The organism is Bacillus sp. AFS088145, from assembly GCF_002564465.1.
Taxonomy (GTDB): Bacteria; Bacillota; Bacilli; order Bacillales; family Bacillaceae_G; genus Gottfriedia.
This window is the reverse complement of the sequence record NZ_NUUX01000013.1, coordinates 112,207-137,944: the sequence shown is the minus strand read 5'-3', so window position 1 is coordinate 137,944 and position 25,738 is coordinate 112,207. Positions and strand designations below refer to the sequence as shown.

Genomic DNA, 25,738 nt, shown 5'->3' with positions numbered 1-25,738 from the left:
TTATCGGATTTTATCAGCAAAAGAAGAAAGTTGATTGGAATTAGCATTAAAATGAACCTGTCAAACGAAAGAAATAAAATATAACTAATCGCTAAAAAATAACAAGATTCTACAAAGTTAATCAATATTTTATATCAATAACTCTTTAATGAGTTTTTTTTATTTGTTGAATTTTGTCGATAAAAGAAGAAATATTGATTGGAATTATCATTAAAATGAAACTTGTCAAATGTCCGTATAATTAAAAATGTAGAGAGAAAAGATTGAGGGGGAGAGTTAGATGAAACGAATTATCAAAGGTACTGCAGTTTTCACACTTAGTACAGGGGTACTATTAAGTTCTTTACCAATTCATAATTATCATCAAATTGCAAAGGCAACAACGCCAGATTCGATTGAGCAAGTACTTGCAAAACTTACACCAGAACAACGTCAGGCACTGAAACAATTAAAGGCAACAAGTGATGAAGGTCTTCAGTTACCATCATCAGTAGATTTGGAGAGTTCAGATAATTTGTCGGTTATCGTAGAATTTAAAGATCAGCCGGCAAAAATTGCTGTTTTAGAAGCAGCAGCAGAAGGAAATAGTTTATCAGTTTCAGATGCAAAGCAAAAAGCAGATACAGCTCAAGATACATTTAAAAGCGACTTGCAAACAATTTACAAAGATGATTTAAAAGAGAATAATAAATTGTTCAAGATTAAACGCACATATAAGAGCTCGCTTAATGGTGTTTCAATTGAACTACCAGCAAATAAAGTAAAATCGCTATTAAAATCAAAAGTAGTTAAAGCAGTTTGGCCAAATAATGTCATTAAAGTTGAGCCACCTACTAGTCCAGAAGGAACTGAAGGATCTAGTGATTCGAAAAAAGTAGCAACTGAAGTATTTCCTGGAATCAATAAATTACATGAAGAAGGTTTTACAGGTAAAGGGATTAAGGTAGGAGTAATTGATACAGGAATTGATTACAACCATCCTGATTTAACGGATGCATATAAAGGGTATCGTGCACAACCAGGCGTCGATCCAAAATCAATTAGTCCAAGCTCAGTGAAAGGCTGGGATTTTGTCGATAATGATGCCGATCCAATGGAGACTACTTATGACGATTGGAAAAAATCAGGTGCTCCTGAAACACCTGGATCACCATATTATACAGAGCATGGAACACATGTATCAGGAATTATAGCAGGCCGTGGTAAAAATAATACAGATTACGCAGTAACAGGTGTAGCGCCAGATGCTGACCTTTACGTATATCGTGTACTAGGAGCATATGGTTCAGGTTCAACTGAAAATATATTAGGTGGAATTGATAAGTCGATAGCGGATGGTATGGATGTAATCAATTTATCGCTAGGTAATACTTCGAATGATCCTGAGAATATTGAAAGTCTCGCACTAAACAATGCAGTACTTTCAGGAGTCACTGCAGTTGTTGCAGCAGGAAATTCTGGAGCCAGTATGTACACATTAGGATCACCAGCAGCATCTGCATTAGCAATTACAGTAGGCGCAAATGATACAAAAACTTCAATCGCTACATCAAAAGGAACTTTGCATGGAACATCAGAAGTACAAGCTGATTTGAAATTATTAGGTATGGGTTTTGGTGACAATGTTGAGAGCTTAAAAGGACAAAATCTACCGATCGTCTTTATACCAAATACAGGATCACCAGCTGACTATAATGGAAAAGATGTAACAGGTAAAATCGTATTCGTAAATCGAGGGATTACTCAATTTGTTGATAAAGTGAAAGAAGCGCAAAAACATGGCGCTAAAGCAGTAATTATTGCGAATAATGTGGCTGGAGAAGGATTTATTCCATCATACTTAGGTGCAGGGTATGGAATGATACCAACATTCACTATGTCACTTGAGCAAGCAAAATTAATTCAACCACAAACTACTTCAGGTACAGCGACATTCTCATTTGATGAAATGGGAAAACTAACTGACGAAGGTAGCAAGTTAGCAAGTTTCAGTTCTCGTGGTCCAGCTCGTATCACGTATGATATTAAACCAGAAGTTACGGCACCAGGTGTATCCGTCTTCTCGACTGTCCCATCTTATGTGCACGGAGCAGATCAAATTGGTAATTATCAATATGCATACGATAATTTATCGGGTACTTCAATGGCTACGCCAAATGTAGCTGGTGTTGCCGCTTTATTAAAACAAGCGAATCCAAATATCACACCTGCTCAAATTAAAGAAACATTAATGAATACAGCTGATCCTTTAAACGGAGATTATAGCGTGTATGAGTCAGGGGCAGGCCAAGTTGATCCATATGAAGCAATTCATGCACAAACAAGAATTGAAGTAGTAGACGAAACATTAGGAAAAGAAGATAAAAAAGGCAATCTAAAAACAGTCAAAGATTTAACAGGAGCACTAGCATTTGGCGTCTTTGCACCAGCAGGTTCAAACATTAGTGATCAACGCACATTAAATATCTATAATAATAGCAATCAATCAAAAACATATGACGTAAATGTTGCGTTCCAAACAGGGCGTAGAGGTTCACTAGATGCTGATGCAAATGGCGTTATGATTGTGACTGACAAATCAATAAAAGTAGGGGCAAATTCGAAAAAGAAATCAGTTGTTGGAATTACAGTTCCAAAATCAGCAGCCCTTGGAGTATATGAAGGATTTGTTACTTATACGAATCATGATAATCCAAATGAAACATATCAAGTACCATTTGCCATTAAAACCGTTGAAGAAGGGATTGACCATATCGCAGCAGACCCGCCTGCCTATACGACAGCGGTAGAGGCTGGCTATAACGGAATAAGATGGTCAGTAGGTCTTGATTTTCAATTGAAATCTCATATGCGCACGATGGATTTTTTCCTTATTGATCCAAAAACGAATCAAGAATTAGGATTCCTTGGCACATTGGATGGCTTGGGTGCAGATGAGAATGTTCAATATTACCTAAAAGGTATATTGAACGAGGGTATGTACTATCCATTAACGGGAAATCCAGATCAACCGATTGCATATGATTATGAACAAACTAAACCAGGATTGTACAAAATAAGAATGGTAGGAACAAATGATCAGGGGAAAACCTTTAGTTCAGATGCTCCTGTTTATTACAGCGTTACGCAACCAATATTAAATCTTAACGCGGACTCTGGCGTATATGAATATAGCCCGGAACAACAAACTGTATCGTTAACAGGTTCTGTCTATGATTCAGGAGTGGATGAGATGAAAGCTGGCGGCATAGATGTTTCACAAGCAAATAACAAACTTTTCTATACAGTGCCGACCAAAATACTTGGTGGAGGGGTACTATCGGTTCCTTTAGACAGTAACGGTAACTTTACAACACAAATCCCTCTGAATAAAACTATACAACCGTACAAAGTAGAAATGTATGCACAAAATATGGCAACAGTGCAAAACTATTATAGTCATAAACTTCTATACTACGTGAAACAAGGTACGCCGTATGGAACAGCACTTCCTAATAAACAGACAGTAAAAGCTGGCGATACAGTAACAATTACTCTTTCTATGAACAATATGGCAAACATGAAGCAAGCTGTGTATTCATTTGTAGATCCAAGCCTTTCCAATGCCGATCTGGTAAGCATTAAGCCTCATGGAACATTAGATGGGAAAGTTGATATTAAGACAGTGAATACAGATGTAAACATAGAAGGAACAATGAGAAAAAGAACTGACATTACTGCAACATTAATTGGTGACACTGCTCAAACAGGATTATCAGGTAAGGTTCCAATGGTTGATATCACATACAAAGTGAAAGATGATTCTGGCAGTGTAAGCCCAAGTTTTGCACAATTCAATGTATCGTACTCAAATACAGATGATACGACGAAATCATCATTTGGTATAAGTCTTCCATATCAAGTTGAACGAACTTACTCATTTATGAAATCGTGGGTCAATGCTGAAGCATTTGGGGTTCAAACTACTGATGAACCACTAACTATGGATTATATAAAAGCAGGTGCAAAAGTTAAAATAACAGATGAAACAGGAAAAGAATATCCAAACACGCTAGGTAATGGTGGATTTCTATGGCATTTAACATCTAATTTACCGGTAACGGATAAACCTTTTACACTAGAAGTAGATATGCCAGGGCATTTCACTGTTAAGAAAATCTTTACAATCGGATTGGATGAAAATGGTGAAGTGAAACCTTACTCGAAGGCACTCTATTATGACCGTGCACCTGCAGGAGATGTGAATAAAGATAATGTTATCGATATTAATGATGCGCTTTATATTCAAACCTATTGGGAAACAAATAAACGTGCAGCAGATATCAACTTTGATGGTGTGGTAAATGAGAAAGATATGCAATATGTGATAAATAATTACTTAATGCAAAACCCATGGATGGACAATGCACCAAAAGCAGAAAAGAAATACAAGGGGAAAACATTAAATGACGTTCTTCACGAAGTGGGAATGCAGTAATAGGTAAAGTTAAAAATAGTAAATCGGGCTGTCCATCATTCAGGGAACTGACTTATGGGCAGCCCTTTTGAATAGAAAAAAATCGCCCTTTTCGTTATAATGTAAGTGTCGAGCAAACAATAACTGATGCGATTTTTATGAGTAACAATTCAGTAATCAATACGAACTTGAATACAATGTTCCAGGACATTTTACAGTACACAAAGACTTTACAATCGGATTCCATGAAGATGGAAAAGTCACTAATCAAAATCTTTTCTTACAACTTAACCCAGCTGTTGCAGGTGATGTTAATAAAGATGATGTAATCGACGTAATGGATGCGATGTATATCCAAACATATTGGGGAACAAACAAACGTGAAGCGGATATTAACTTTGACGGAGTAGTAGACGCAAAAGATATGGCATTTGTTGAAGAAAATTACTTAATGCAAAATCCAACAATCAACTATGCACCAACTCCTAAAAAGAAATATAAATCACAAACGTTAGAAAGTATTAAGAGTGCACTAGGAATTCAATAATGCTAAAAAAGAGCAGCTACGAAATTTGTAGTTGCTCTTTTTTCTTAGAGGAAAGTATTGATTCACATAGTGTATTTATTAATCTATTTCCGCACTGAAGTTTGTTTTAATATTTACTTTCATCGTTAATTTTTAATCTAATAAAACACCCGACCACCTATGCACTGAAATTCACATTGCACAAAAATTGCACAGACTTATATAGAAATAATAGAAATAACGAACAAGGTGTGCATAAAATTACATTGCCCCCCTTGAATTAATGGACATAACTGACCTAAAATATTCAGTAATACTGAATAAACCTCGTACGCTGTAATTGACAGGGGAGGGGTCGCTGGTTCAAGTCCAGTTGGGATCATACAAATGAGAAGGCTCAAACCTAAGAGTATCAAGGGTTTGGGCCATTTGTTTATTTTAAGATAGTGTCATTTTTTTATGAATTTTATTCATGCAGGAGCGACAGGCCCAGCGGGNNCCCAGCGGGAGCAACAGGAGGTGGCTTATCAGAATTCGCATACATCTTCAATCTAACTCCTCAGACGGTTGCAGTAGAGGCAGATGTCATTTTTGATTCAAATGGAATAATGACAAGTGGAATTACGCATACCCCTAGTACCTATCAAATTGCAATTATTACTCCGGGGATTTACGAAGTTAATTTCTCAGTGTCGGGTACAGAATCAAACCAATTTGCACTATTTGTAAATGGCTTGCCGGTTGCAGGTACGATCTATGGTTCAGGTGCTGGTACTCAGCAAAACAACGGGCAAGCTATAGTAGCTTTTGCGGCTGCTGATGTGCTTACTCTTAGAAATCATTCTTCAGCAACAGCTGTTGGACTTGCAACTGTAATTGGAGGAATCCAGCGAACGTAAACGCTTCTATTGTCATTAAAAAATTAAATTAGTTTTTTTTCAAATAGTTTAGTATTTTCATTTAGCATTAACTATTTTATTTGAAGAGATGACAATTTAAATGTGCTCTGATTCGTTAACAGTGTACTTATAAAGCCTTTTTTCTATAAAGAAAAAACGGCTTTTTCTTTGGATATATAAATAATTAAGTAACTTTATTAGTTGTTGCTGTTCTGTTAAATCTTTTGCCTGTATTAAAGAAAATTAATTTTGTCTGCAAGGTCATTTTTAATCTCTAGTGACTTGCATTAATAACTCTTAACTCGATAGTGTAACCAAAATGTTGACCGATTTAATCCTGCTTTAACTGCTGCTTTCTGAATCGTCAAATTATTGCGACTTGAGTCCTCGAACAATGGTGAAAAGACAGCATCTTTAAAGATTTCTTTTAATCTAATTGTAAGTGGAGTTCAACTATTTTGTATCATTATAGATATGTTTTCTCTGAAGTTCTATTTCATCTTGTACACTAATAACATCTTATTGATAGTTATTTTATCGCATGATGAGGTGATATCTATGATTCAAAAATTACTACTTTCAATGGAGCAAATGATTTACATAATTCAAAATGGATTACAAAAAACGAATTCACCAAAACATATTACAATTATAGGTGCAGGGATTTCTGGTTTAGTTGCTTCTTCACTTTTGAAAGAAGCAGGGCATCAGATTACCATTATTGAAGCGAATAACAGAATAGGGGGTAGAATTTACACAAAAAGGGAACCATTTATAAATAATCAATATATAGATCTTGGGGCAATGCGTATCCCTTCGTTTCACTATTTAGTTTTAGAATATATAAAAAAATTTAATTTGCCAGTTAATGAGTTCGTTAATAGTACCCCTAATGATTTAATTTACGTTAATAACGTATTAACAAATGATAAAAATTATAAAGCTAATCCTGACCAATTAAATTTTAATGTCTTACCAAGTGAAAAAGGAAAAACTGCATTAGAGTTACTTTTGTTAGCAGTTGGTCCAGTTATTGATTTTATTAATCAAGATCCTGAAAAAAATTGGGAAATCATTATTAATATGTATGATCAGTATTCAATGGCTAACTTTTTGAAATATAACCCTGTAGGTGTATCACTATCAACTGAAGCTATTAATCTAATTGAAACGTTTGTTGGATTAGAAGGGTTTTCTGAACTTGCATTTACAGCCATATTAAGGGAAGTTCTAATCCTAATAACAAAAGACCTTAAACTATACGAAATAACAGGTGGGACAGATCATCTTATAAATGGATTTTTACCACAACTTAAAGACTATATTATTACGAACCAAAGAGTTAAAAAAATTATACAACAAGAATCAAACGTAACAATTTTTACTGAAAATCAAATTCTTAATACAGAGCATCAACTTACTAGCGATTTTGTTATTTCAACAATTCCTTTTACATTATTAAACTTTGTAGATTTACTTCCCTTTGAATCTATTTCTTATGAAAAGAGGAAAGTGATTAGAAAAATACATTATGCAAATTCAACTAAAATAGCTCTACAATTTAAAACGAAATTTTGGGAAAAATATGGAATTCATGGTGGGAAATTAACTACTGATCTACCAATTAAATTTTCGTATTTTCCTAGCCATGGGTCTGGTACGTCGGTAGACACAGGTATTATGTTAGCAAGCTACACATGGGAAGATGATGCAAGTATTTGGAATAATATGACACAGGCAGAACGTATAAAAATTGCCTTGAATGATCTTTCGTATATATTTGGAGATGAAGTGTTTTCAGAGTTTCTAATAGGCTATTCACATGATTGGAATGAATTTCCTTATTCTGGAGGAGCATTTGTCATGTTTAAACCCGATCAAATAAAAGAATTAGGTCAATATATTAGTACGCCAGAAGGGAGAATTCATTTCGCTGGATCCCATTCATCTACTACACCAGGATGGATGCAAGGGGCAATTGAAGCAGGAATTAGAACAGCTTATGAAGTTAATAGTAGATAAATAAATTTAATAGCTTTCCTTATGAACTAAAGGCACAACTTCATTAAATTAATAGATGGCTACAATTGGGCTGATCAAAATGATGACATCATCCCACGAGTGGAAGATCCAAATAATGCAACAAGCTCACATGGTGTCCACGTGGCAGGAATTGCAGCTGAATCTGGCCCAGTTATACAAGGTGTTGCACCAGAAGCACAAATTATTGCTGAAAAAGTGTTCTCTGATCATCAAGCCGGTCCTGTTGCGAAAGCAAAAGTATCAAGTAAGAGTACATTTGATGTAAAATTACCTAAACAAAGTAAAGGTACAAAAACTATTAATCTATACGCAATTGATAATGCTGGAAATAAAAGTCATTCTGTAAAACGAACTATAAAAGTTAAGTAATGTACTTTAATTTAAATAAAAAAGAAGAAGTCTCAAATGATTCGTATCATTTGAGACTTCTTTTCATTTTATTAGCATTATACAGTTTTAGGTTAAATTAGCTATGAATATGAAGTCGAATCTTAATTTATATAATATTGTAATTCAGATTTAATAAACCGAGTTAAGTGTTCCTCAATTTTTGTAAGAGTTCTATTCTTCGTCTGAATAATGCCAAGTGTTACATTAATGGGTTCATAGTTGATAATATCAACTTCAACGATTTTACCTTCCATAACATAAGGGTTAGCTTTAGTAGCAAAGTCTGGGGCAAACCCAATCGCTAATCCATTTGAGATTAAACGAGATATTTCTTCCGTTTGATTTGATGACAATAAAATATTCAATTTTCCAAAAGTATTTTGAAAATTATTAATAAACCATTTAATATAATCTCCATTATATAAGACTACAGTCTGTTGAATGATTTCCTCTGGTGTTATTTTTTTCTTTTTAGCGAAAGGAGAATCACTACTGACATAAACCTTTAATGTTCCCTCAGCGATACTTTCGAAATTTAAATGCTCAATATTTTTTAAAATTTCTTCATATATACAGATCAGTCCGATATCAGCTTTATTCTGTTGAACTGATTCAACTGTCAGTTCAGTTATATTTTCTGAAATCTCTATCGTTAAATTTGAATATAAATTCTTAAATTCCATTAATGGTTTCAATAAATAAGTAATAAAAGCAGGTATAGTAGACACTCTGAGATTTCCAGAATGTATATCTAAAATTTTTCTAGCCTCATCGATCAATTCTTCATATTTTAACAAAACTTCATTTGCTTTTTTTACAATTTTAGTACCTTCATAAGATTGAACAACCCCATAACGAGTGCGATCGAAAATTTTAATACCTAATTCATCTTCAATTTTTTTTATATCCTGACTAATACCAGATTGACTTATATGAAGATTCTGACCAGCTATAGAAAAAGAGCCCGTTTTAGCAACTTCAGAAAGAATCTTTAGTTTTTGTATGTGCATAGGATGACCACCTTAGTATATAGATTACTATATTAGAAATTCGATTTGAGAATAATAAAATCCTTTAAATTTAGATATTAGTAATTGTGGACCAGGTATTACAAACCTTAATTTTACTAAGTAACTGTGATGTTATACAATTAATTCAGATAATTCTTAATTTTTAAATTAAATGTAAATTCTAAGAAAACTTTCATCAAATTTTATATTCTAAAAATTTTTTTGCAAGCGTTTTCTTGGTTATGAACAGTCTGTGGAACCATGTCAATTTAATTTATCTTCATTCATTTAAAAAGGGGAAAGAACATGATCCATGACTTATTTTCGTCGTTATACCCAAATGACCTACCATTTTTTCTAAATAAGAGGTAAGGCCAATTCGAAGGAAAAGGTGTTACTATAAATCCTATTTATCTAATATTAATAAAACTATTTTAGGAGGTTTTTAAATGCAAACGACTGTAAAAGTATTAGAATTTCCGCTTTATATTGATGGTAGATGGACACCAGCAAAAAGTGGTGAAACGTTTAGTGTAAAAAATCCTGCATCTGGAGAAGTAATCGCTCTAGTCGCTAAAGCAGGGAAGGAAGATACTGAAGCTGCAATTGTCTCTGCTCGTAAAGCCTTTGATTCAGGAGTATGGTCAAAAAAATCACCGCAAGAAAGAGCGCAAATCTTAATTAATTTCGGGAATAAGATTGTCGAACATTCGGAGGAACTTGCATACTTAGAAGCGATTAGCTCAGGTGCAACTGTCAGACGAATTTCAAATTTAGATATTTTATATTTAGTCGATTTACTTCAGCAAACAGCAAAATTTACTGTCGAGTATCCATTTGTTGAGTCTCTGCCAGTACTGCCTTTTCCTGGACCAAGCAATAATCAGGTATGGCGTGAAGGAATCGGTGTCGTAGCTGCGATTACACCATGGAATCTTCCAATGCTTTTAGCAATGTGGAAAATTGCACCTGCTCTTGCAATGGGAAATTCTATTATTGTTAAACCAGCTTCAAATACACCACTTTCGACGTTGAAATTAGCTGAATTAGCTACAGAAGCAGGAATTCCAGCTGGTGTATTCAATGTTGTTTCAGGACCTGGAGCTACTGTAGGAGAAGTATTAGCTACTCATCCGCAGGTTGATAAAATCGCCTTTACTGGATCAACAGAAGTTGGACGTCGCATTATGCAATTAGCATCCGGAACCATAAAAAGAGTAACACTTGAATTAGGTGGAAAGTCACCTTCCATCGTTTTACCAGATGCTGATTTAGATATTACAATTCCAGGTAGTTTATTTGGATTCTGTCTACATTCTGGACAACTTTGCGAATCTGGCACTCGCTTATTAGTACATGATTCGATTTATGATGAAGTTGTTGATCGCTTAGCAAAATTAGCTTCCTCAATTACAATTGGAAACCAGCTTGATATGGCGAACGGAATGGGACCTATGGCGTCTCAGCAGCAACTTGATGCGGTATTATCCTATGTTGAAACTGGAATTCAAGAAGGTGCTCGCTTAGTTTGCGGAGGGAAACGTTTAACAGGTGAAGGGTATGATCATGGCTATTTCGTTGAACCGACTATTTTCGCAGATGTAGACAATAAAATGAAAATTGCCCAAGAAGAGATTTTCGGTCCTGTACTTTGCGTAATTCGCTACTCAACGGTAGAAGAAGCCATCGAAATTGCAAATGACTCAATTTACGGATTAGCAGCTGGTGTTTGGTCAAAAGATGTTAACAAAGCTCTTAAAATTTCACGTGAATTAAAAGCAGGAACAGTTTGGATTAATGATTGGCACATGTTAAGAAGTGATGCACCATTTGGTGGATATAAACAAAGTGGTTTTGGACGTGAACTTGGCCGTTATGCTTTAGATGAGTACACTCAAGTAAAGCATGTTCATTGTTCACTTACTCCGGAATTAAGCCAAAAACCTTGGTATGGCATCTTATTATAAAAAAACTAAATTTATAAGCTACTAATATAAAAAAATAAATTAATTTAGTATGACTAATAAAAAACAATAATAGAAAAGAGAAGGTGATCTCATGATAACGTCATTTTTTCAGTTTTCGGTTCGAACAGTTGTAAACAGCGGGGCTGGAGCTCGCTCAATGTTACCCGAAATGATAAAAGGACTTGGTGGTAAAAGAGCAGTTCTTTACGTTGATAAAGGAATTACTCAAGCGGGAATTACAGATAAAATTAAGGAACTATTTGAAGCGATTCCTAGTGCAGTACAGTTAGTAGGAGTTTTTGAGGACATTGAACAGGATGCAAAAGGTGAAATCATAAACCGCGGAGCTAAGTTCTTTAAAGAGTGTAATGGAGATTCATTAATTGCTGTTGGTGGTGGGAGTGTTTTAGACACAGTTAAAGCAATTAAATGGATGCTTCATAATAAGGTTCATGATATTCGTGAAGAGCTACTTGTTGGAAATGTAATGGAATTTTGGCCAGAAGCTCAGTATATTCCAATTCCACATGTTGCAATCGCAACAACAGCTGGAACTGGTGCAGAAGTGTCTCCAATCGCTGTAGTATTAAATGAAAAGGTAGGAATTAAAACGAATATCCTAAATACATTCATTAGCCCTGATATGGCGATTTTAGACCCTGAATTGACAGTTGGTTTACCACCAAAAATTACAGCGTTTACAGGATTTGACGCATTAACTCATGCAATTGAGGCTTATTTCTCACCTCAGGCGAATCCTATGACGGATGCATATGCAATTCAAGCGATTCGTATGATTGTAGATAATTTACCTACTGCTGTTCATGAAGGGCATAACCTTGCGTCACGATCAAATATGTTAATGGCTAGTTCGATGGCAATTTCTGCTTTCAGTCTTTCTGTTAATGCGATTCCAGTTCATAATATAGCACATGTATTTGGCGCAAAATTCGGAATTCCTCATGGACTTGCAAATGCAGTGTTATTACCGAATGTTATGGAATCCCTTGCACCATATTATTTAAAACGAATCCAAGGTTTTGCAAATGCGTTAGGTCTAGAGGATATACCGGAAAAACCAGAAGATTGTCTTGAAGAAGTCGTTTTATTTATCCGTAATCTTCGTGAAAAAGTCGGTCTTCCTAGTACATTTGCTGATTTTGAAGTGAATGTCGAAAATATGGCTTACATTGTAGCGATGGTTCATAGTGATCCATGTGGAATATTTTTCAAAATTCCACATGAAGTAATTGCAAAAGTTTCAAATGAAGTTGCGGGTTCTGGCTTAGTCATTTCATAATTTTTAATGATAGTTACCAGGCACCTTCAAAATTTTTGAGGGTGCCTCAACTATATTCATATTTTAATAGTTTTCTATTGATTACTTTTAACAATTTCTCTTTAGTTTCTTGTTGAGCGATCTAATAAATACATGTAATACCAGGGGGAATATGAATGAATTGGAATCTAAATGAAAGTTTAAGAAAAAGTGCAGAAAAGTTTCCAAATAGAAATGCCATTACATTTGAAAATAAAAATATATCGTATAGTGATTTAGATTTACAAGTTGAATGTGTAGCTTCTAATTTAGTACATGACGGAATCAAAAAAGGAGATAGAGTAGCCCTAGTATTAGGCAATTGTCCAGAATTTGTCTTTGCATATTATGGAATTCTTCGTGCGGGTGGTGTAGTTATACCAGTTAATCCAATCTATACGAAAGAAGAAATTTCATATATTTTATCGAATAGCCAAGCAAAAGCTGTCATTGCAAATTTTGAGATGGAATCGATTATTGATTCTCTTAAGATCGAATTAAAGCATTTTGAAATGCTGTACTATGTAGGGTCGAATAAAACTGAATTTAATTGGGAGCAGTTGATTGTAAATAACTCAAAAAACAATGAATATCCGTTTGTTATAGAAGAAGATCTAGCCGTTATTTTATATACTTCTGGAACTTCAGGAAAACCAAAAGGAGCTATGCTAAGTCACAGAAATATGGCATCAAATGCAGAGTCAATTGTTAAACTTGTCGAGTTCAAAGAAGATGATCGCATTTTAGCTGCCCTTCCTATGTTCCATGTATTTAGCATGACAGTTTGTATTAATACTCCAATTATGAGTGGAGCGACAATCGTCATAGTTCAAAAATTTAATCCTGTTGAAGTCATTAATACAATCTTTAATGAGAAAATAACATTATTCGCTGGTGTTCCAACGATGTATAACTTTTTATTACAATTAAAAGATTATTCAGCTGAGTATTTCGTATCGATGCGTGTCTGTTTATCGGGTGGAGCATCGATGCCAGTTGAGTTACTTCAACGGTTTGAAGAAAAATATAAGACGATTATCGCGGAAGGATTCGGACTTTCAGAAACAGCTCCTGTAACGGCATTTAATCCTATAAAAGGAGTTAGAAAAATTGGATCTGTAGGGGTAGATATTCCAGGTGTAGTAAATAAGGTTGTCGACAAATTTGGAAATGAAGCTCCAAGAGGCGAGATAGGTGAACTAATTGTAAAAGGTCCAAATGTAATGATTGGATATCTTGGTATGCCTGAAGCAACAACTAACACTATTAAAAATGATTGGTTTTATACGGGTGACTTAGCAAAAATGGATAGTGATGGATACATCTTTATTGTTGATCGATTAAAGGACATGATTATTGTAAACGGATACAATGTATATCCTAGAGAAGTAGAGGAAGTAATCTATCAACACCCAGCGGTAGTGGAAGTAGCAGTAATTGGAATTTCCGATAAAGATTACGGAGAAATCATAAAGGCTTACGTTGTATCGAATGATGAAAGTATAACAACAGATGATATCTTGCATTTCTGTAAGGACAAGCTTGCTAAGTACAAACTACCAAAACAAGTAGAATTTAAGAAAGAATTACCTATGAACAGTACAGGCAAGATTTTAAAAAGAGCTTTAAAGGTTGAACAAGTAGAAGTTAATTAGTTTAATAGAGAAGTTTTTTGATAAACACTTTTGAATAGAAAACAATTCATGGAGGTTCTTATGACAAATAACATATTAACGCAATCGATGCCCGCAACTTCTTTTACAAAAAAGGCAAATTTAGCAGTATACGAGTTTCTTAATTTTGATGATAGACAAGACTTTATTGATGCTAATAGAGGATTTATTGCACCACTAGAAGCAAAGATTATTAAAGATGATTCTGGGGAAGTTGTTTGGGACATTGAACAGTTAAATTATTTAAATGACACTGCTCCTGAGACTGTTAACCCTAGTCTATGGAGAAATGCACAATTACAGGCGATATCTGGTATATTTGAAGTTGTAGAAGGAGTCTATCAAGTTCGCGGTCAATCATTGGTAACTTGCTTTTTTATTGAAGGGAAAAATGGTGTGATTGTCGTTGATGCTTTAGCAAGTAATGAATCAGCTAAAGCTGCAATGGAATTATATTATAAACATCGACCACAAAAACCAGTATCAGCCGTTATTATTAGTCAAAGTCATGCTGACCATTTTGGAGGTATTCAAGCAGTTCTTAAATATGCTGAACATCCTAATATTCCGATTATCGTTCCGCAATATTTTACGGAAGAAGCGTTAAGTGAGAATGCACTTTTAGGTACAATCATGGCGCGGCGTGCAGAATATCAGTTTGGTAAAGATTTACCAGATGGTACAAAGGGCTCTGTATCAGTAGGGATTGGCCCAACAATGGGTTCAGGAACGCTGAGTTTTCAATTACCAAATGTTGAAATAGATAGCGAAATACATTTAATGGAAATAGATGGTGTTACATTTAAATTTTTATTGACGCCTAACACGGAAGCACCTGCTGAAATGCATTTTTATATTGAAAATTATAAATCATTATTTGTTTCAGAGAATGCCAATAAATTGATGCATCAAATATATACAGTAAGAGGAGCAAAAACTCGAGATGCATTACACTGGGCTAATTCACTAGATAAAACAATTGATTTATTTGAAAATGAAGAGATCGATGCATTACTCATGATTCATGCATGGCCTGTTTGGGAGAAAAATAATGCAATAAAACATTTAAAACTGCAACGTGATTTATATAAATATATTCACGATCAAACGGTTCGTTTGGCCAATCATGGTTATACGATGGATGAAATAGCTGAAACGATTAAGCTTCCAAAAGCATTAGATACTTATTGGGGTAATCGTGGGTATTATGGTACTTTAAAGCATAATTCAAAGGGAGTTTACAATTTCTATTTAGGATTTTATAGCGCCCATCCTTCCGATTTAGATCCTTTACCACAAGTGGAAACAGGCCATAAATATGTAGAATATATGGGCGGGGCAACAAATATTTTAAGACAAGCTAAAATTGACTTTGAAAAAGGTGAATATCGCTGGGTAGCTCAAGTATTAAAAAATGTTGTAATGTCCGAGCCAGAAAATTTAGAAGCTAAAAACTTGTTAGCAGATGCATTTGAACAATTAGGATACCAGGCAGAATCAGCAAATTGGCGTAATATTTATCTTGTTGGCGCATACGAACTAAGAAATGGAATGAACAAAGATAATTCTCCATTAGATGTTTCTGGAGTTGTTAAAAATATGCCAGTAAATGAATTCTTAAAACTGGTAGCTGTTAAATTGAACGGTCCAAAAGCAGAAGGTAAAAAAATAACGATAAATGTAACACTTTCAAATTCTAACCAAGAATACACTTTATTTTTAGAAAATTCAGTTTTAATATATAAAGCAAATAAGTTGGACGCTAATGCAGATGTAACTTTAACGATTGATCAATTTGCATTCTATGGAATTGTACTTGGTCTACTTTCACCAGAACAAGCCGTAGCAGCAGGTAAATTAAGCCTTTCTGGTAACAAAATAAAGTTGGATGAATTTTTATCACTTTTAGATGAGTTCGACCGTTTTATCAATATCGTAACACCTTAATTAATAGCTCAGAATAATTAGTGATTTATTTTTTTAAATAAGCACCTGCTCAATCAAGATTGGTACAAAAAAGATTGTGCAGGTGTTTTTTTCAAAGGAATATTGAAAATATTTATCGGAAATTATGTATAGATTTGATGAAGGGCAGGAGTTTGGATGAAAAGTTGGGCGAAATGGATTATTTTATTTTCACTTTTTATTATGGCTATTATTAATTTTGCCGATAAATCAATTTTAGGTTTAGCTGGCATTCATATTACCAAAGATTTGAACTTAAGCTCGACCGAGTTTGGTATTTTAGGTAGCAGTTTTTTTTGGTTATTTTCAATATTTGGAATAATTGGCGGCTCTTTATCAGATCGTTTTGGTACTGGAAAATCACTTGCTATTATGGCAATGGTTTGGACAATCGCACAATCTATGGCCTTGTTTGCATCAAGCCTACCCATTCTAATTTTAAGTAGAATATTACTAGGTGCGGGAGAAGGCGCATTTCTGGCAACTGCAATTAGTCATATAAGTAAATGGTTTAAACCGGAATCACGTGGATTCGCAATATCCATCATTAATTTTGGAAATGTTGTTGGGATAGCTGTTACAGCTCCAATTATCGTTACGCTAATATCAAATTACGGTTGGAGACTAGCATTTTTTATTTCTGGTATTTTTAGTTTTATCTGGTTTATTTGTTGGCTTTGGTTAGGAAAAATGAAACCAACTGTTTCTTTTAATAAAGAAGTAAATAATGTAGAAAACAAAAATGTGAAAAATACGAAGGATATGTGGAAAGCTTTACGATCACCTATTTTTATTATTACAACTTTAGTTGCATTTATTGCTTACTCGTTCATTGTCTTTGGACTTACTTTTAATCCGTCATATCTAATAAAAGTAAAAGGTTTGTCTGAACAACAGTCCGCATCAGTTATTGCTATTTCAGGATTAATTGGAGCAATTTTATCAATCGTACTATCCATCATTTCAGATCGTTTATACAAAAAGACAGAAAGTTTATGGAAAGCAAGAACTTTATTTACTGCTATTTGTGTTTTACTAGCAGGGATTTTGTACTCACTGTATCCACTTTTGAATGGTGTGGGATCAATCATCATCGTACTTTCCTTAGTAAATACATTAGTGGTCACTGTAAACACACTTAACCCTGCTGTAGTAGTTAGTTTACTTCCACAGCGAAGAGGTGTTATGACTGGAACTTATTTTGGAATAATGACTTCATCAGGTATTATTACTCCAATTATTTTCGGGAGACTTATTCAAGATTCTGGTACAAATTCAGCAGGTGGATATAGTATAGCAATTTTTGGAATTTCAATTGCTATGGCAATTGCTGCGCTATTAATCTTCTTTTCCGGAAAAAGAAACCAACAAGTTTCAACTGAAAAAGATAATAAGCTAGTGAACCTCTAATAAGAGGTGTAAAGAAGAATCAATAATTTATCTACTCATATGGTAGCTTTTAAGAATGGTAAAATCATTTAAATTGAATAATTATAACTAGTTTAATAATGAAAATAATCCTAGTAAAAAAGTTTTTATGAAGAAAGATTTAGATAAAGAGGTATGAATATGAATAATGCATTAGAAAAACAGAAAGAAACAATGGATTCTAGATATATACAACAGCATTTAGCGAATGAAAGAACTTATCTTGCTTGGGTAAGGACAAGTATAACCATTATGGGAGTTGGTTTTTTAATCACCAATCTTCATTTTTCCACTCTAGCTACTAATGCAAAAATAGGCGACACATTATCAAAGATCATTGGATTATCATCGATTATTGTTGGGATTTTTGCATTAATCATTTCAACAATAAGTTATTTTATCAAGGGAAATGATATTAATAATCAAGTATTTAAATTTTCAAGGATATTGGTTGTTTATTTATCAGTAGCCCTAGTTCTTATTTTTCTTGTTTTTGGAGCTTATTATCTTGATGTATGGGGATTGTTTTAAACGCTTCTACTATTATTAAGAATGCCAAAATTGATCTTCTTTTTTGAAGATCATTTTTTATAGATTTGAATCAAAATCAAGAAGTTTAAGGCAAAAGTGGATTGGAACGAAAGGGGACCGGAAAGTCTTTTAAAATCATTTCCTTGTTCCTTTAACCCTTGTATTCACTTGACCTTGCTCTAATCAATTAATGATAAATACTTAAATTTAGAGATGAGAGGTAATTGTTAATGAAGGTATTGGTAGAAAAAAAAGAAAAAATCTGTCTATTGATCATCCATATGTCTCGTTTACGTTCAGTAGGGGTTCCATATTTAGCACCGATTATTCCTTTTAATTTTAAAGAATTTAAAGATGTTTTTTATAGGGGAGATTTACGTAAATTAATTAATAGTCCACACAATTATCCGCATGATGATAAGGAAAAATAATAAGGCAAACAATTGTACTTTAAAAATTTTACGAAGAGCAATACGCGAATTTGTTAAAATAACTTTTGAATAGAACTAATTTTAAAGCAGATTCTGACCTTACTTGATTATGATTATTTGTGCAAAATCTTTGTATTAATTCCTTTTTTAGATAATGCACCCTACCTCACTTTTTCATTTAATTGACTGCTCATAAAATGTACAGGCAAACTAGAAACAATCGAAATATCACATGCTAAACATAAAATTTCATCGACCGATTCATTTACTGGACTTAACTTTACCTAAACTATTCAGTCATACTGAATAATCCTCGCACACAGTAATTGAAAGGGTAGGAGTCGCTGGTTGGCTTCCAGTTGAGAGTATACAAATGAGAAGGCTCAAATCTAAATGTAACAAAGGTTTGGGTATGTTCTTTGTTTTCATCTAATTTCATTTTTTTTGTAATGAATATTACTTATTGAAAAATTACTGCTCAGAAACTTCACAAAAAATAGTGGTTGCTGATCGTCTTTCTCAACCCAAAAATTTATTGCGTAGCTACTTTACATCTTAACTACTGAGTGATACAATTTACTGGTACTAAGTAATACTGTATATCTGTAATACTATATAGTTGGAAATGTTTATAAATTTTTTTTATAAAACGGTTCACATTTTTTCTACTTAGTAATACAATATACTATTACTAAGTAACACTGAATATCAGTCGTGCTAGATAGCTTAAGAGTTCATGTAAAACTTAACATATGAAATCCATGATCCATAGGTTATTTAGTAATTTTTTTATCCGGTACTAAGTGATACTGAATATTTGTATTACTAACTAGCTTGAGAAGTGGTTTTATCTATTCAATATTTTTGACCGTCCGCTATTTAGCGTTACAGTTTACTTTTACTAATAGACAGAAAACTAATTTAACCAAATGATAAAGGAGGTGTTGCTATGGAAAATTTAACTGAAATGCTTAAAGGTTCGTTAGAAGGTTGCGTACTGGAAATCATCAGTCGGGGTGATACCTACGGCTATGAAATTACCCGCCTTCTTAATGAACTGGGATTTACAGAAGTTGTTGAAGGTACAGTTTACACGATTCTGATCAGGCTGGAAAAGAAAGAATTAGTAAATATTGAGAAAAAACGTTCTGAAATGGGCCCACCTCGAAAGTTTTATTCGTTAACCGAAGCTGGGCATGAGGAATTACAGCAATTTTGGAAAAAATGGGATTTTGTTTCATCAAAAATTAATAGCTTAAAAGGGGAGAAGTAATATGAAGAAATTTATAGAGCTATTCATAGGCGATTTAGAAAGCAAGAAGGAATACAAAGCATTTATGAAAAAAGTAAATTCCCTACCGAAAGATTATGCTTTTGTGTTTAAAAAGATTCAAAAGTATATGTGGAATTTCGGATATGGATTTGGTGAAGAAATCATCAACTTGTATGAACTGTTTGAAGCAAGTTCAGCAGAAGGCAAGCATGTGCTAGATGTTACGGGTGAAGATGTGGCGGCATTTGCTGACGAATTGATGGCTCTCTCAAAACTAGATGGAGAATCGGCAGGTCTATTAGGAAGCCAAGTAGATTTGAAAAAAGACATTGAGCGTAGAGTAGAACAGCAAGTTAAAATATGGACGAATAAAAAATAAGGTAGGGGGCTAAATATCATGATAAATTTTATCAAAAAGATACTTGATGACAAAAAGGAATACAAAGAAATGATGGCGCGTGTGGAAGCTTTGCCTGGAAACTACTCAGAAGCCTACAAAACAATCTGTAACTATATGTGGAGTTTCGCCTCTGGAAGTGGCATGGATATGCTGAGAATCCAATATGATCTCATTGATTTGTTTGAAGCTGGTGCGGCAGATGGCAAAGACGTATTGGAAGTGACTGGTGAAGACTTGACAGCATTTGCTAATGGACTTACCGATCAAGCGAAGAGATGGGACGATAAGTTACGCAATAATTTAAACAAAAGCATTCTAGATCGTGTGGGTAAGAAAAAGTAAGCGTGATATATAAAAAAAATAGTTGCAGACGCTAGGACGGAGTGAAACGCGCTTCAACTATATATATGGGAGGGAAATAATTATGAGTAATACAGCAATTTCAGTGAAAGGGCTAAAAAAATCCTTCAAGGAAATTGAGGTTCTCAAAGGTGTTGATTTTGAAGTGGAAAAAGGCAGTGTCTTCGCGTTACTTGGGTCAAATGGTGCAGGTAAAACAACTATTATTAAAATTTTGACTACATTATTGCAAGCAGATAAGGGGGAAATTGAAGTTTGTAATGCCAACCTTCAAACAAATCCACAACAAGTACGTGAGAAAATCAGTCTAACCGGACAAAATGTGGCAGTAGATGATATTTTGACAGGACGTGAAAATCTTGATCTAGTAGCAAAACTTCGCCACTTGCCTAATCGGAAAGAAGCTGTAGAAGAAAGTCTACGTCGCTTTGATTTAGTTGAAGCTGGTAATCGTGCTCTTGCTACTTATTCAGGCGGTATGAAACGACGTTTGGATTTAGCAATGACAGTACTTGGGTCACCTGAACTTGTTTTTCTTGATGAGCCTTCTGTTGGACTTGACCCTGAAGCTCGTTTAGCTTTGTGGGAAGTGATTCGTGATATGGCGAAAGCTGGCATTACCGTTTTTCTCACTACCCAGTATTTAGAAGAAGCCGAACAACTAGCTGACCGCATTGCGATTTTACATGAAGGGAAGATTCTCGTTCAAGGCACATTGAATGAATTAAAAGCAATTCTTCCACCTAAAAAAGTGGAATACGTAGAAAAACAGCCGAACCTTGAGGAAATTTTCCTCGCTGTTACCGGAAAGAAAGGAGAATAGGAATGAGGGGAAACCATTTTTTTAGCGATACCATTACAATGAGTAGTCGGGTGATGAAGCATTCACTTCGAAGTATTGATACAATTATCACAACGATTCTCATGCCGATTATGCTTATGCTTGCTTTTGTCTATATTTTCGGAAGTGCAATGACAATGGATAAAGTAGATTATGTGAATTTTATCGTTCCAGGTGTGTTGCTTATGTGTATTGGAATGGGGATTTCCTATACAGCAGTTCGGGTTAATACAGACATGACTAGAGGAATCTTTGATCGATTCCATTCCATGCCAATCGCCAAATCATCGATATTGGGAGGGCATGTCATCTCAACATTAATATTAAACTTATTATCAGTTGCTTCAGTGATTCTCATTTCTTTTATCATGGGATTCCGTCCTCATGCTAATTTTTTGGAGTGGCTATTAGCAGCTGGTATGATCCTGCTGACCGTATTTTCTTTCACTTGGATTGCAGTAGCATGCGGGCTAATGTCAAAATCGTATGAAGGTGCGAGCGTGTTCTCTTATCTACTAATGGGCTTAATGTTTGTAAGTTCTGCCTTTGTTCCAACAAATAATATGGGTAGCAAACTTCGAGCTTTTGCAGAAAATCAGCCAATGACACCAATTGCCGAAAGTGTACGTTCCCTTTTAGCTGGGCAACCGGACTATAGTGCGATTGTAACAGCATTGTTATGGTTAGTTGCAATTGGGATTTTGTTTTATGTAATTTCGATGAAGGTATATAAAAAACGAATGAAATAAAATGATGAAGTACAGGTTGGGGAATTCTTTCAGTCTGTACTTTTTTTAGTTTTGAAAATGCTTTAGGAGATACAGTGGGACATCGATGCATTATCTTTTAATTATTTATCAAAGCGTTTGGTCTTCTATTTTTTAAACTTAAAAAACGCATCGAATTCATGATCCAATGCGTTAGTATAGAATTTATTTAGTTAAAGTTTCATATTCTTCGTCTGAAACAGGTTCCAACCACTCCGGTGTACCTGCAGTTATTGCAATATGTTCAAACCAACTATCCTTTGCAGCACCATGCCAGTGTTTCACACCATCGTGGGTAACAATCACATCACCAGCCTTTAAGAATTGAGCGGGTTTACCTTCTTCTTGGTACCAACCTTCTCCACCGGTTACTAATAAAATTTGGAATCCATTATGATGGATATGCCAATTATTTCTACAACCAGGTTCAAAGGTCACGTTCCCAACACCAACATTCACTTTTGGATCAGCAATTAAGGTTTTAAGATAACTTTGTCCTACAAAAAATTGTGCGTAAGCTTCATTTTTTTCGCCAACAGGGAATATGACACCATTCTTAACTTCTTCATGTTTTATCATTATTAATTCCTCCTATAACTTTATTTTTAACCTAATTAACAGCATTTCTATTAAAAAAGATGCCACAAAAGCTAAGCTTTTAGGACATCTCAAAAAATATAATGAATAATTAAAATCGCATACCTTACATAGTGCTAGTGTCGATGACAAATCGATACTTCACATCAGAAGCTAGAACTCGCTTGTATGCTTCGTCAATTTGATCAGCAGAAATAACTTCAATATTAGGTACAATATTATGTTCCCCACAGAAATCTAACATCTCTTGAGTCTCACGAATTCCTCCAATCATTGAACCTGCAAATGAGCGGCGATGACCTATAAGTGAAAAAACACTTAGCGACAACGGCTCTGCTGGAGCACCGACATTTACTAGCGTACCATCAAGAGTGAGTAATCTTAAATAGGCATCCAAATTAATTTTTGCACTTACAGTGTTAATAATTAAGTCGAAAGTTCCTAGAAGTTTTTCAAATGTTTCTGCATCATTTGTAGCATAGTAGTGGGTTGCTCCAAATTGTAAGCCATCTTCTTTTTTGTTCAATGTTTGTGATAGAACGGTTACCTCTGCACCCATTGCATTTGCGATTTTTACCGCCAAATGACCAAGTCCGCCCATACCAATTACAGCTATCTTTTTACCTGGTCCTGTACCCCAATGGTTTAATGGAGAATATGTAGTAATACCTGCACAAAGTAACGGTGCTGCAACATTAAGTTCAATGTTATCTGGTATTTTAACTACGAAATCCTCTGTTACAACTATGTGGGTTGAGTAGCCACCCTGAGTTGGCTCGCCGTATTTATCAACACCAGCATAAGTAGGTGTATTTCCTTTGAGACAATACTGTTCTTCTCCTTTACGACAGTTATCACAATCGCCACATGAGTCTACCATGCATCCTACTCCAACTCTGTCACCAATCTTATATTTCGTTACCTCTGCTCCTACATCCGTAATTACTCCAGCAATCTCGTGTCCCGGTACAAGTGGGTAGTGCACATGACCCCATTCTCCATGTGCAGTATGAATGTCAGAATGGCATATTCCAGCATATTTAATTTCAATTAGAACATCATTTAAATCAAGATCACGTCGTTTGATTTCAGCAACTCGAAAGGATTTGTCAGGACCATCTACAGCTCTTGCTTTTGCAGTTATCATAATAAAACCTCCATAAAAAATTTTTTCAAGAGAACAAATTAAACATTCGGTGAATAATTCAATATTTTTTCTCTTTCACCACAATGATATTCCCTCGAGTTAACTCTAGGTCAAGTGATTAAATTATATTTTTATGTATGAATTAATTATTGTGTACTTAAAAATGACATCAAAAAAATAACGTGATAAAATCCATTCATAATAATAGAGTTAACTCGAGGTCTAGATCTAAATGAAAGGAAGATTAATATTGAAGACATATTCAATTGGAGAAGTAGCAAAGGAATTGAATCTTACAGTATATGCTTTGAGATATTACGACAAAGAAGGCTTAATGCCATTTGTAGAACGGACAACTAGTGGAATACGAGTGTTTAAAGAATCCGATATAGAAGCTTTAAAAGTAATTGAATGTTTGAAAGCGACTGGGATGCCTATTAAGGAAATTAAAAATTTCATTGAATGGTGTTCTGACGGGGACTCCACATTACAACAAAGATATGACATGTTTTTGGAAAGAAAAGCTAGTGTAGAAGCTCAGATGGAAGAATTAAAAAGAACAATGGAAATAATCCAGCATAAATGTTCATATTACAAAACTGCATTGGAAGCAGGAACGGAAGATATTTTTAAAAATAAAAAAATAGGGACGTTCATTACTAAGTAACAGAAGCCCCTCCATACGAATATGGGGGGGCGGCTTCATTTTATTGAGCACCTGAAAAATTTGAAAATTCCTCCTGGATTTTTCTTAAAAACAGATTTGCAGCAACCGAAAAAACTTGATGTTTTTTCCATACGATATTTAAGCCAGATTCTAGCCTTGGCTCTAGCGGTCTAAAACAAAGGTTACTGTCACTAGATGTATTCACGATTTTATCAAGTACGATCGCATAACCAATGCCTTCTTCAACCATAATCGCAGCATTATAAGCTAGGTTGTATGTAGTCACGATGTTTAGTCTATCAAATTCTTCACTAAACCAATCCGCAAATTCATTTTTAGAAAATGTCTTTTTTATTGCTTGTCTCGAACAGATTAAGGGAATGTTTAATAAATCCTCTGCTTGAATAGTATCTTTTAAGGCAAGAGGACTGTCTTTTCTCATAACAACGCCCCAAACATCTTTGGCAGGGATATTTATATAATTGTATCTTGATAAATCAGCAGGTTGAATAAGAATTCCAAAATCGAGTAACCCTTTGTCTAGCCGTTCAGTCACATCGTCTTCATTACCACTGTAAAGGTGATATCGTATACTTGGATAAGTTAGCTGTAGGTTTTTTACAACTCGCGCAATCTGTTTCATGGCTTCTGTTTCTCCACTACCTATGTAAACATCACCACTAATTGTTTCTTCCATTGAGCTAAATTCTGCCTCTAATTTATCTACCATATCAACGATTTCTTCAGCTCTTTTTCGCAGAATCATTCCTTCTTCTGTAAGAATTATATTGTGACTACTGCGAGTAAATAGTTTTTTTCCTAACTCTTGTTCAAGATCTTTTATCTGTCTTGATAAGGTAGGCTGAGTAATATGCAAAAAATCTGCAGCACCCGTAAAACTTCCTTCTCTTGCTACAGTAAGAAAATATCGCAATACTCTTAGTTCCATGCATCATTCCCCCTCAATAATGATACCAGTATATATAAACTAGATATGCCTATCAAGCATATTTAATTATAAGATATAAGTAATTGCTATATGATAAGTG

The 25,738-nt window shown here is 34.5% G+C and carries 22 protein-coding genes; 18 read left to right on the top strand and 4 right to left on the bottom strand.

Features of this window, described 5'->3' with window-relative positions:
* The first annotated feature begins 280 nt into the window (after nucleotides 1–280).
* The 5 genes from COI44_RS08925 to COI44_RS08905 all read left to right on the top strand — a co-directional run bounded on the left by COI44_RS08925 (nucleotide 281) and on the right by COI44_RS08905 (nucleotide 8,293).
* Nucleotides 281–4,477: a S8 family serine peptidase gene (locus tag COI44_RS08925; protein ID WP_098427622.1), complete on the top strand. Its 4,197-nt coding sequence runs from the start codon at nucleotides 281–283 to the stop codon at nucleotides 4,475–4,477.
* A gap of 214 nt (nucleotides 4,478–4,691) precedes the next feature.
* Nucleotides 4,692–5,003, top strand: a complete 312-nt coding sequence (locus COI44_RS08920) for a dockerin type I domain-containing protein (RefSeq protein ID WP_286163864.1) — start codon at nucleotides 4,692–4,694, stop codon at nucleotides 5,001–5,003.
* Nucleotides 5,004–5,428: 425 nt separating this feature from the next.
* Nucleotides 5,429–5,881 carry a BclA C-terminal domain-containing protein gene (locus COI44_RS08915; RefSeq protein ID WP_353616010.1) on the top strand — a complete coding sequence of 151 codons (453 nt, stop codon included), beginning with the start codon at nucleotides 5,429–5,431 and terminating at the stop codon, nucleotides 5,879–5,881.
* A 558-nt stretch (nucleotides 5,882–6,439) separates the two neighbouring features.
* Nucleotides 6,440–7,903: a flavin monoamine oxidase family protein gene (locus COI44_RS08910; protein WP_286163834.1), complete on the top strand. Its 1,464-nt coding sequence runs from the start codon at nucleotides 6,440–6,442 to the stop codon at nucleotides 7,901–7,903.
* 99 nt (nucleotides 7,904–8,002) lie between these two features.
* Nucleotides 8,003–8,293, top strand: coding sequence for a S8 family serine peptidase (locus tag COI44_RS08905; RefSeq protein ID WP_218926915.1), 291 nt, complete (start codon nucleotides 8,003–8,005; stop codon nucleotides 8,291–8,293).
* Between the two features lie 122 nt (nucleotides 8,294–8,415).
* Here COI44_RS08905 and COI44_RS08900 read toward each other — a convergent pair whose 3' ends face one another.
* Nucleotides 8,416–9,324 carry a LysR family transcriptional regulator gene (locus tag COI44_RS08900; RefSeq protein ID WP_098427619.1) on the bottom strand — a complete coding sequence of 303 codons (909 nt, stop codon included), beginning with the start codon at nucleotides 9,322–9,324 and terminating at the stop codon, nucleotides 8,416–8,418.
* Between the two features lie 449 nt (nucleotides 9,325–9,773).
* Between COI44_RS08900 and COI44_RS08895 the strand changes: the two genes are divergently transcribed.
* The 12 genes from COI44_RS08895 to COI44_RS08840 all read left to right on the top strand — a co-directional run bounded on the left by COI44_RS08895 (nucleotide 9,774) and on the right by COI44_RS08840 (nucleotide 22,260).
* On the top strand, nucleotides 9,774–11,291 hold the full coding sequence (locus tag COI44_RS08895; RefSeq protein WP_098427618.1) for an aldehyde dehydrogenase family protein: 1,518 nt from the start codon (nucleotides 9,774–9,776) through the stop codon (nucleotides 11,289–11,291).
* Between the two features lie 91 nt (nucleotides 11,292–11,382).
* Nucleotides 11,383–12,591 carry an iron-containing alcohol dehydrogenase gene (locus COI44_RS08890; RefSeq protein ID WP_098427617.1) on the top strand — a complete coding sequence of 403 codons (1,209 nt, stop codon included), beginning with the start codon at nucleotides 11,383–11,385 and terminating at the stop codon, nucleotides 12,589–12,591.
* A gap of 155 nt (nucleotides 12,592–12,746) precedes the next feature.
* Nucleotides 12,747–14,264, top strand: a complete 1,518-nt coding sequence (locus COI44_RS08885; protein ID WP_098427616.1) for a long-chain-fatty-acid--CoA ligase — start codon at nucleotides 12,747–12,749, stop codon at nucleotides 14,262–14,264.
* A gap of 60 nt (nucleotides 14,265–14,324) precedes the next feature.
* On the top strand, nucleotides 14,325–16,229 hold the full coding sequence (locus COI44_RS08880) for an alkyl/aryl-sulfatase (protein WP_179887054.1): 1,905 nt from the start codon (nucleotides 14,325–14,327) through the stop codon (nucleotides 16,227–16,229).
* Nucleotides 16,230–16,385: 156 nt separating this feature from the next.
* Nucleotides 16,386–17,657, top strand: a complete 1,272-nt coding sequence (locus COI44_RS08875) for an MFS transporter (protein ID WP_098427614.1) — start codon at nucleotides 16,386–16,388, stop codon at nucleotides 17,655–17,657.
* A 159-nt stretch (nucleotides 17,658–17,816) separates the two neighbouring features.
* Nucleotides 17,817–18,206: a YidH family protein gene (locus COI44_RS08870; protein WP_098427613.1), complete on the top strand. Its 390-nt coding sequence runs from the start codon at nucleotides 17,817–17,819 to the stop codon at nucleotides 18,204–18,206.
* A gap of 230 nt (nucleotides 18,207–18,436) precedes the next feature.
* On the top strand, nucleotides 18,437–18,637 hold the full coding sequence (locus COI44_RS08865; RefSeq protein ID WP_098427612.1) for a spore germination protein: 201 nt from the start codon (nucleotides 18,437–18,439) through the stop codon (nucleotides 18,635–18,637).
* Nucleotides 18,638–19,586: 949 nt separating this feature from the next.
* Nucleotides 19,587–19,910: a PadR family transcriptional regulator gene (locus COI44_RS08860; protein ID WP_098427611.1), complete on the top strand. Its 324-nt coding sequence runs from the start codon at nucleotides 19,587–19,589 to the stop codon at nucleotides 19,908–19,910.
* 1 nt (nucleotide 19,911) lies between these two features.
* Nucleotides 19,912–20,289: a DUF1048 domain-containing protein gene (locus COI44_RS08855; protein WP_098427610.1), complete on the top strand. Its 378-nt coding sequence runs from the start codon at nucleotides 19,912–19,914 to the stop codon at nucleotides 20,287–20,289.
* A gap of 18 nt (nucleotides 20,290–20,307) precedes the next feature.
* Nucleotides 20,308–20,652, top strand: a complete 345-nt coding sequence (locus COI44_RS08850; RefSeq protein WP_097976037.1) for a DUF1048 domain-containing protein — start codon at nucleotides 20,308–20,310, stop codon at nucleotides 20,650–20,652.
* A gap of 82 nt (nucleotides 20,653–20,734) precedes the next feature.
* Nucleotides 20,735–21,493 (top strand): ABC transporter ATP-binding protein, encoded by a 759-nt coding sequence (locus COI44_RS08845; protein WP_098427609.1) that lies wholly within the window; start codon nucleotides 20,735–20,737, stop codon nucleotides 21,491–21,493.
* A 2-nt stretch (nucleotides 21,494–21,495) separates the two neighbouring features.
* A complete protein-coding gene (locus tag COI44_RS08840) occupies nucleotides 21,496–22,260 on the top strand; it encodes an ABC transporter permease (protein ID WP_098427608.1) in 765 nt (254 codons plus the stop codon).
* A 183-nt stretch (nucleotides 22,261–22,443) separates the two neighbouring features.
* Here COI44_RS08840 and COI44_RS08835 read toward each other — a convergent pair whose 3' ends face one another.
* Together COI44_RS08835 and COI44_RS08830 are read right to left on the bottom strand one after the other, a co-directional pair.
* Nucleotides 22,444–22,857: a cupin domain-containing protein gene (locus COI44_RS08835; protein WP_098427607.1), complete on the bottom strand. Its 414-nt coding sequence runs from the start codon at nucleotides 22,855–22,857 to the stop codon at nucleotides 22,444–22,446.
* A 124-nt stretch (nucleotides 22,858–22,981) separates the two neighbouring features.
* Nucleotides 22,982–24,022, bottom strand: coding sequence for an NAD(P)-dependent alcohol dehydrogenase (locus COI44_RS08830; protein ID WP_098427606.1), 1,041 nt, complete (start codon nucleotides 24,020–24,022; stop codon nucleotides 22,982–22,984).
* 250 nt (nucleotides 24,023–24,272) lie between these two features.
* Here COI44_RS08830 and COI44_RS08825 point away from each other — a divergent pair, with 250 nt between their 5' ends.
* Nucleotides 24,273–24,689: a MerR family transcriptional regulator gene (locus COI44_RS08825; protein WP_098427605.1), complete on the top strand. Its 417-nt coding sequence runs from the start codon at nucleotides 24,273–24,275 to the stop codon at nucleotides 24,687–24,689.
* A 40-nt stretch (nucleotides 24,690–24,729) separates the two neighbouring features.
* Here COI44_RS08825 and COI44_RS08820 read toward each other — a convergent pair whose 3' ends face one another.
* On the bottom strand, nucleotides 24,730–25,638 hold the full coding sequence (locus COI44_RS08820) for a LysR family transcriptional regulator (RefSeq protein WP_098427604.1): 909 nt from the start codon (nucleotides 25,636–25,638) through the stop codon (nucleotides 24,730–24,732).
* Nucleotides 25,639–25,738 lie beyond the last annotated feature (100 nt).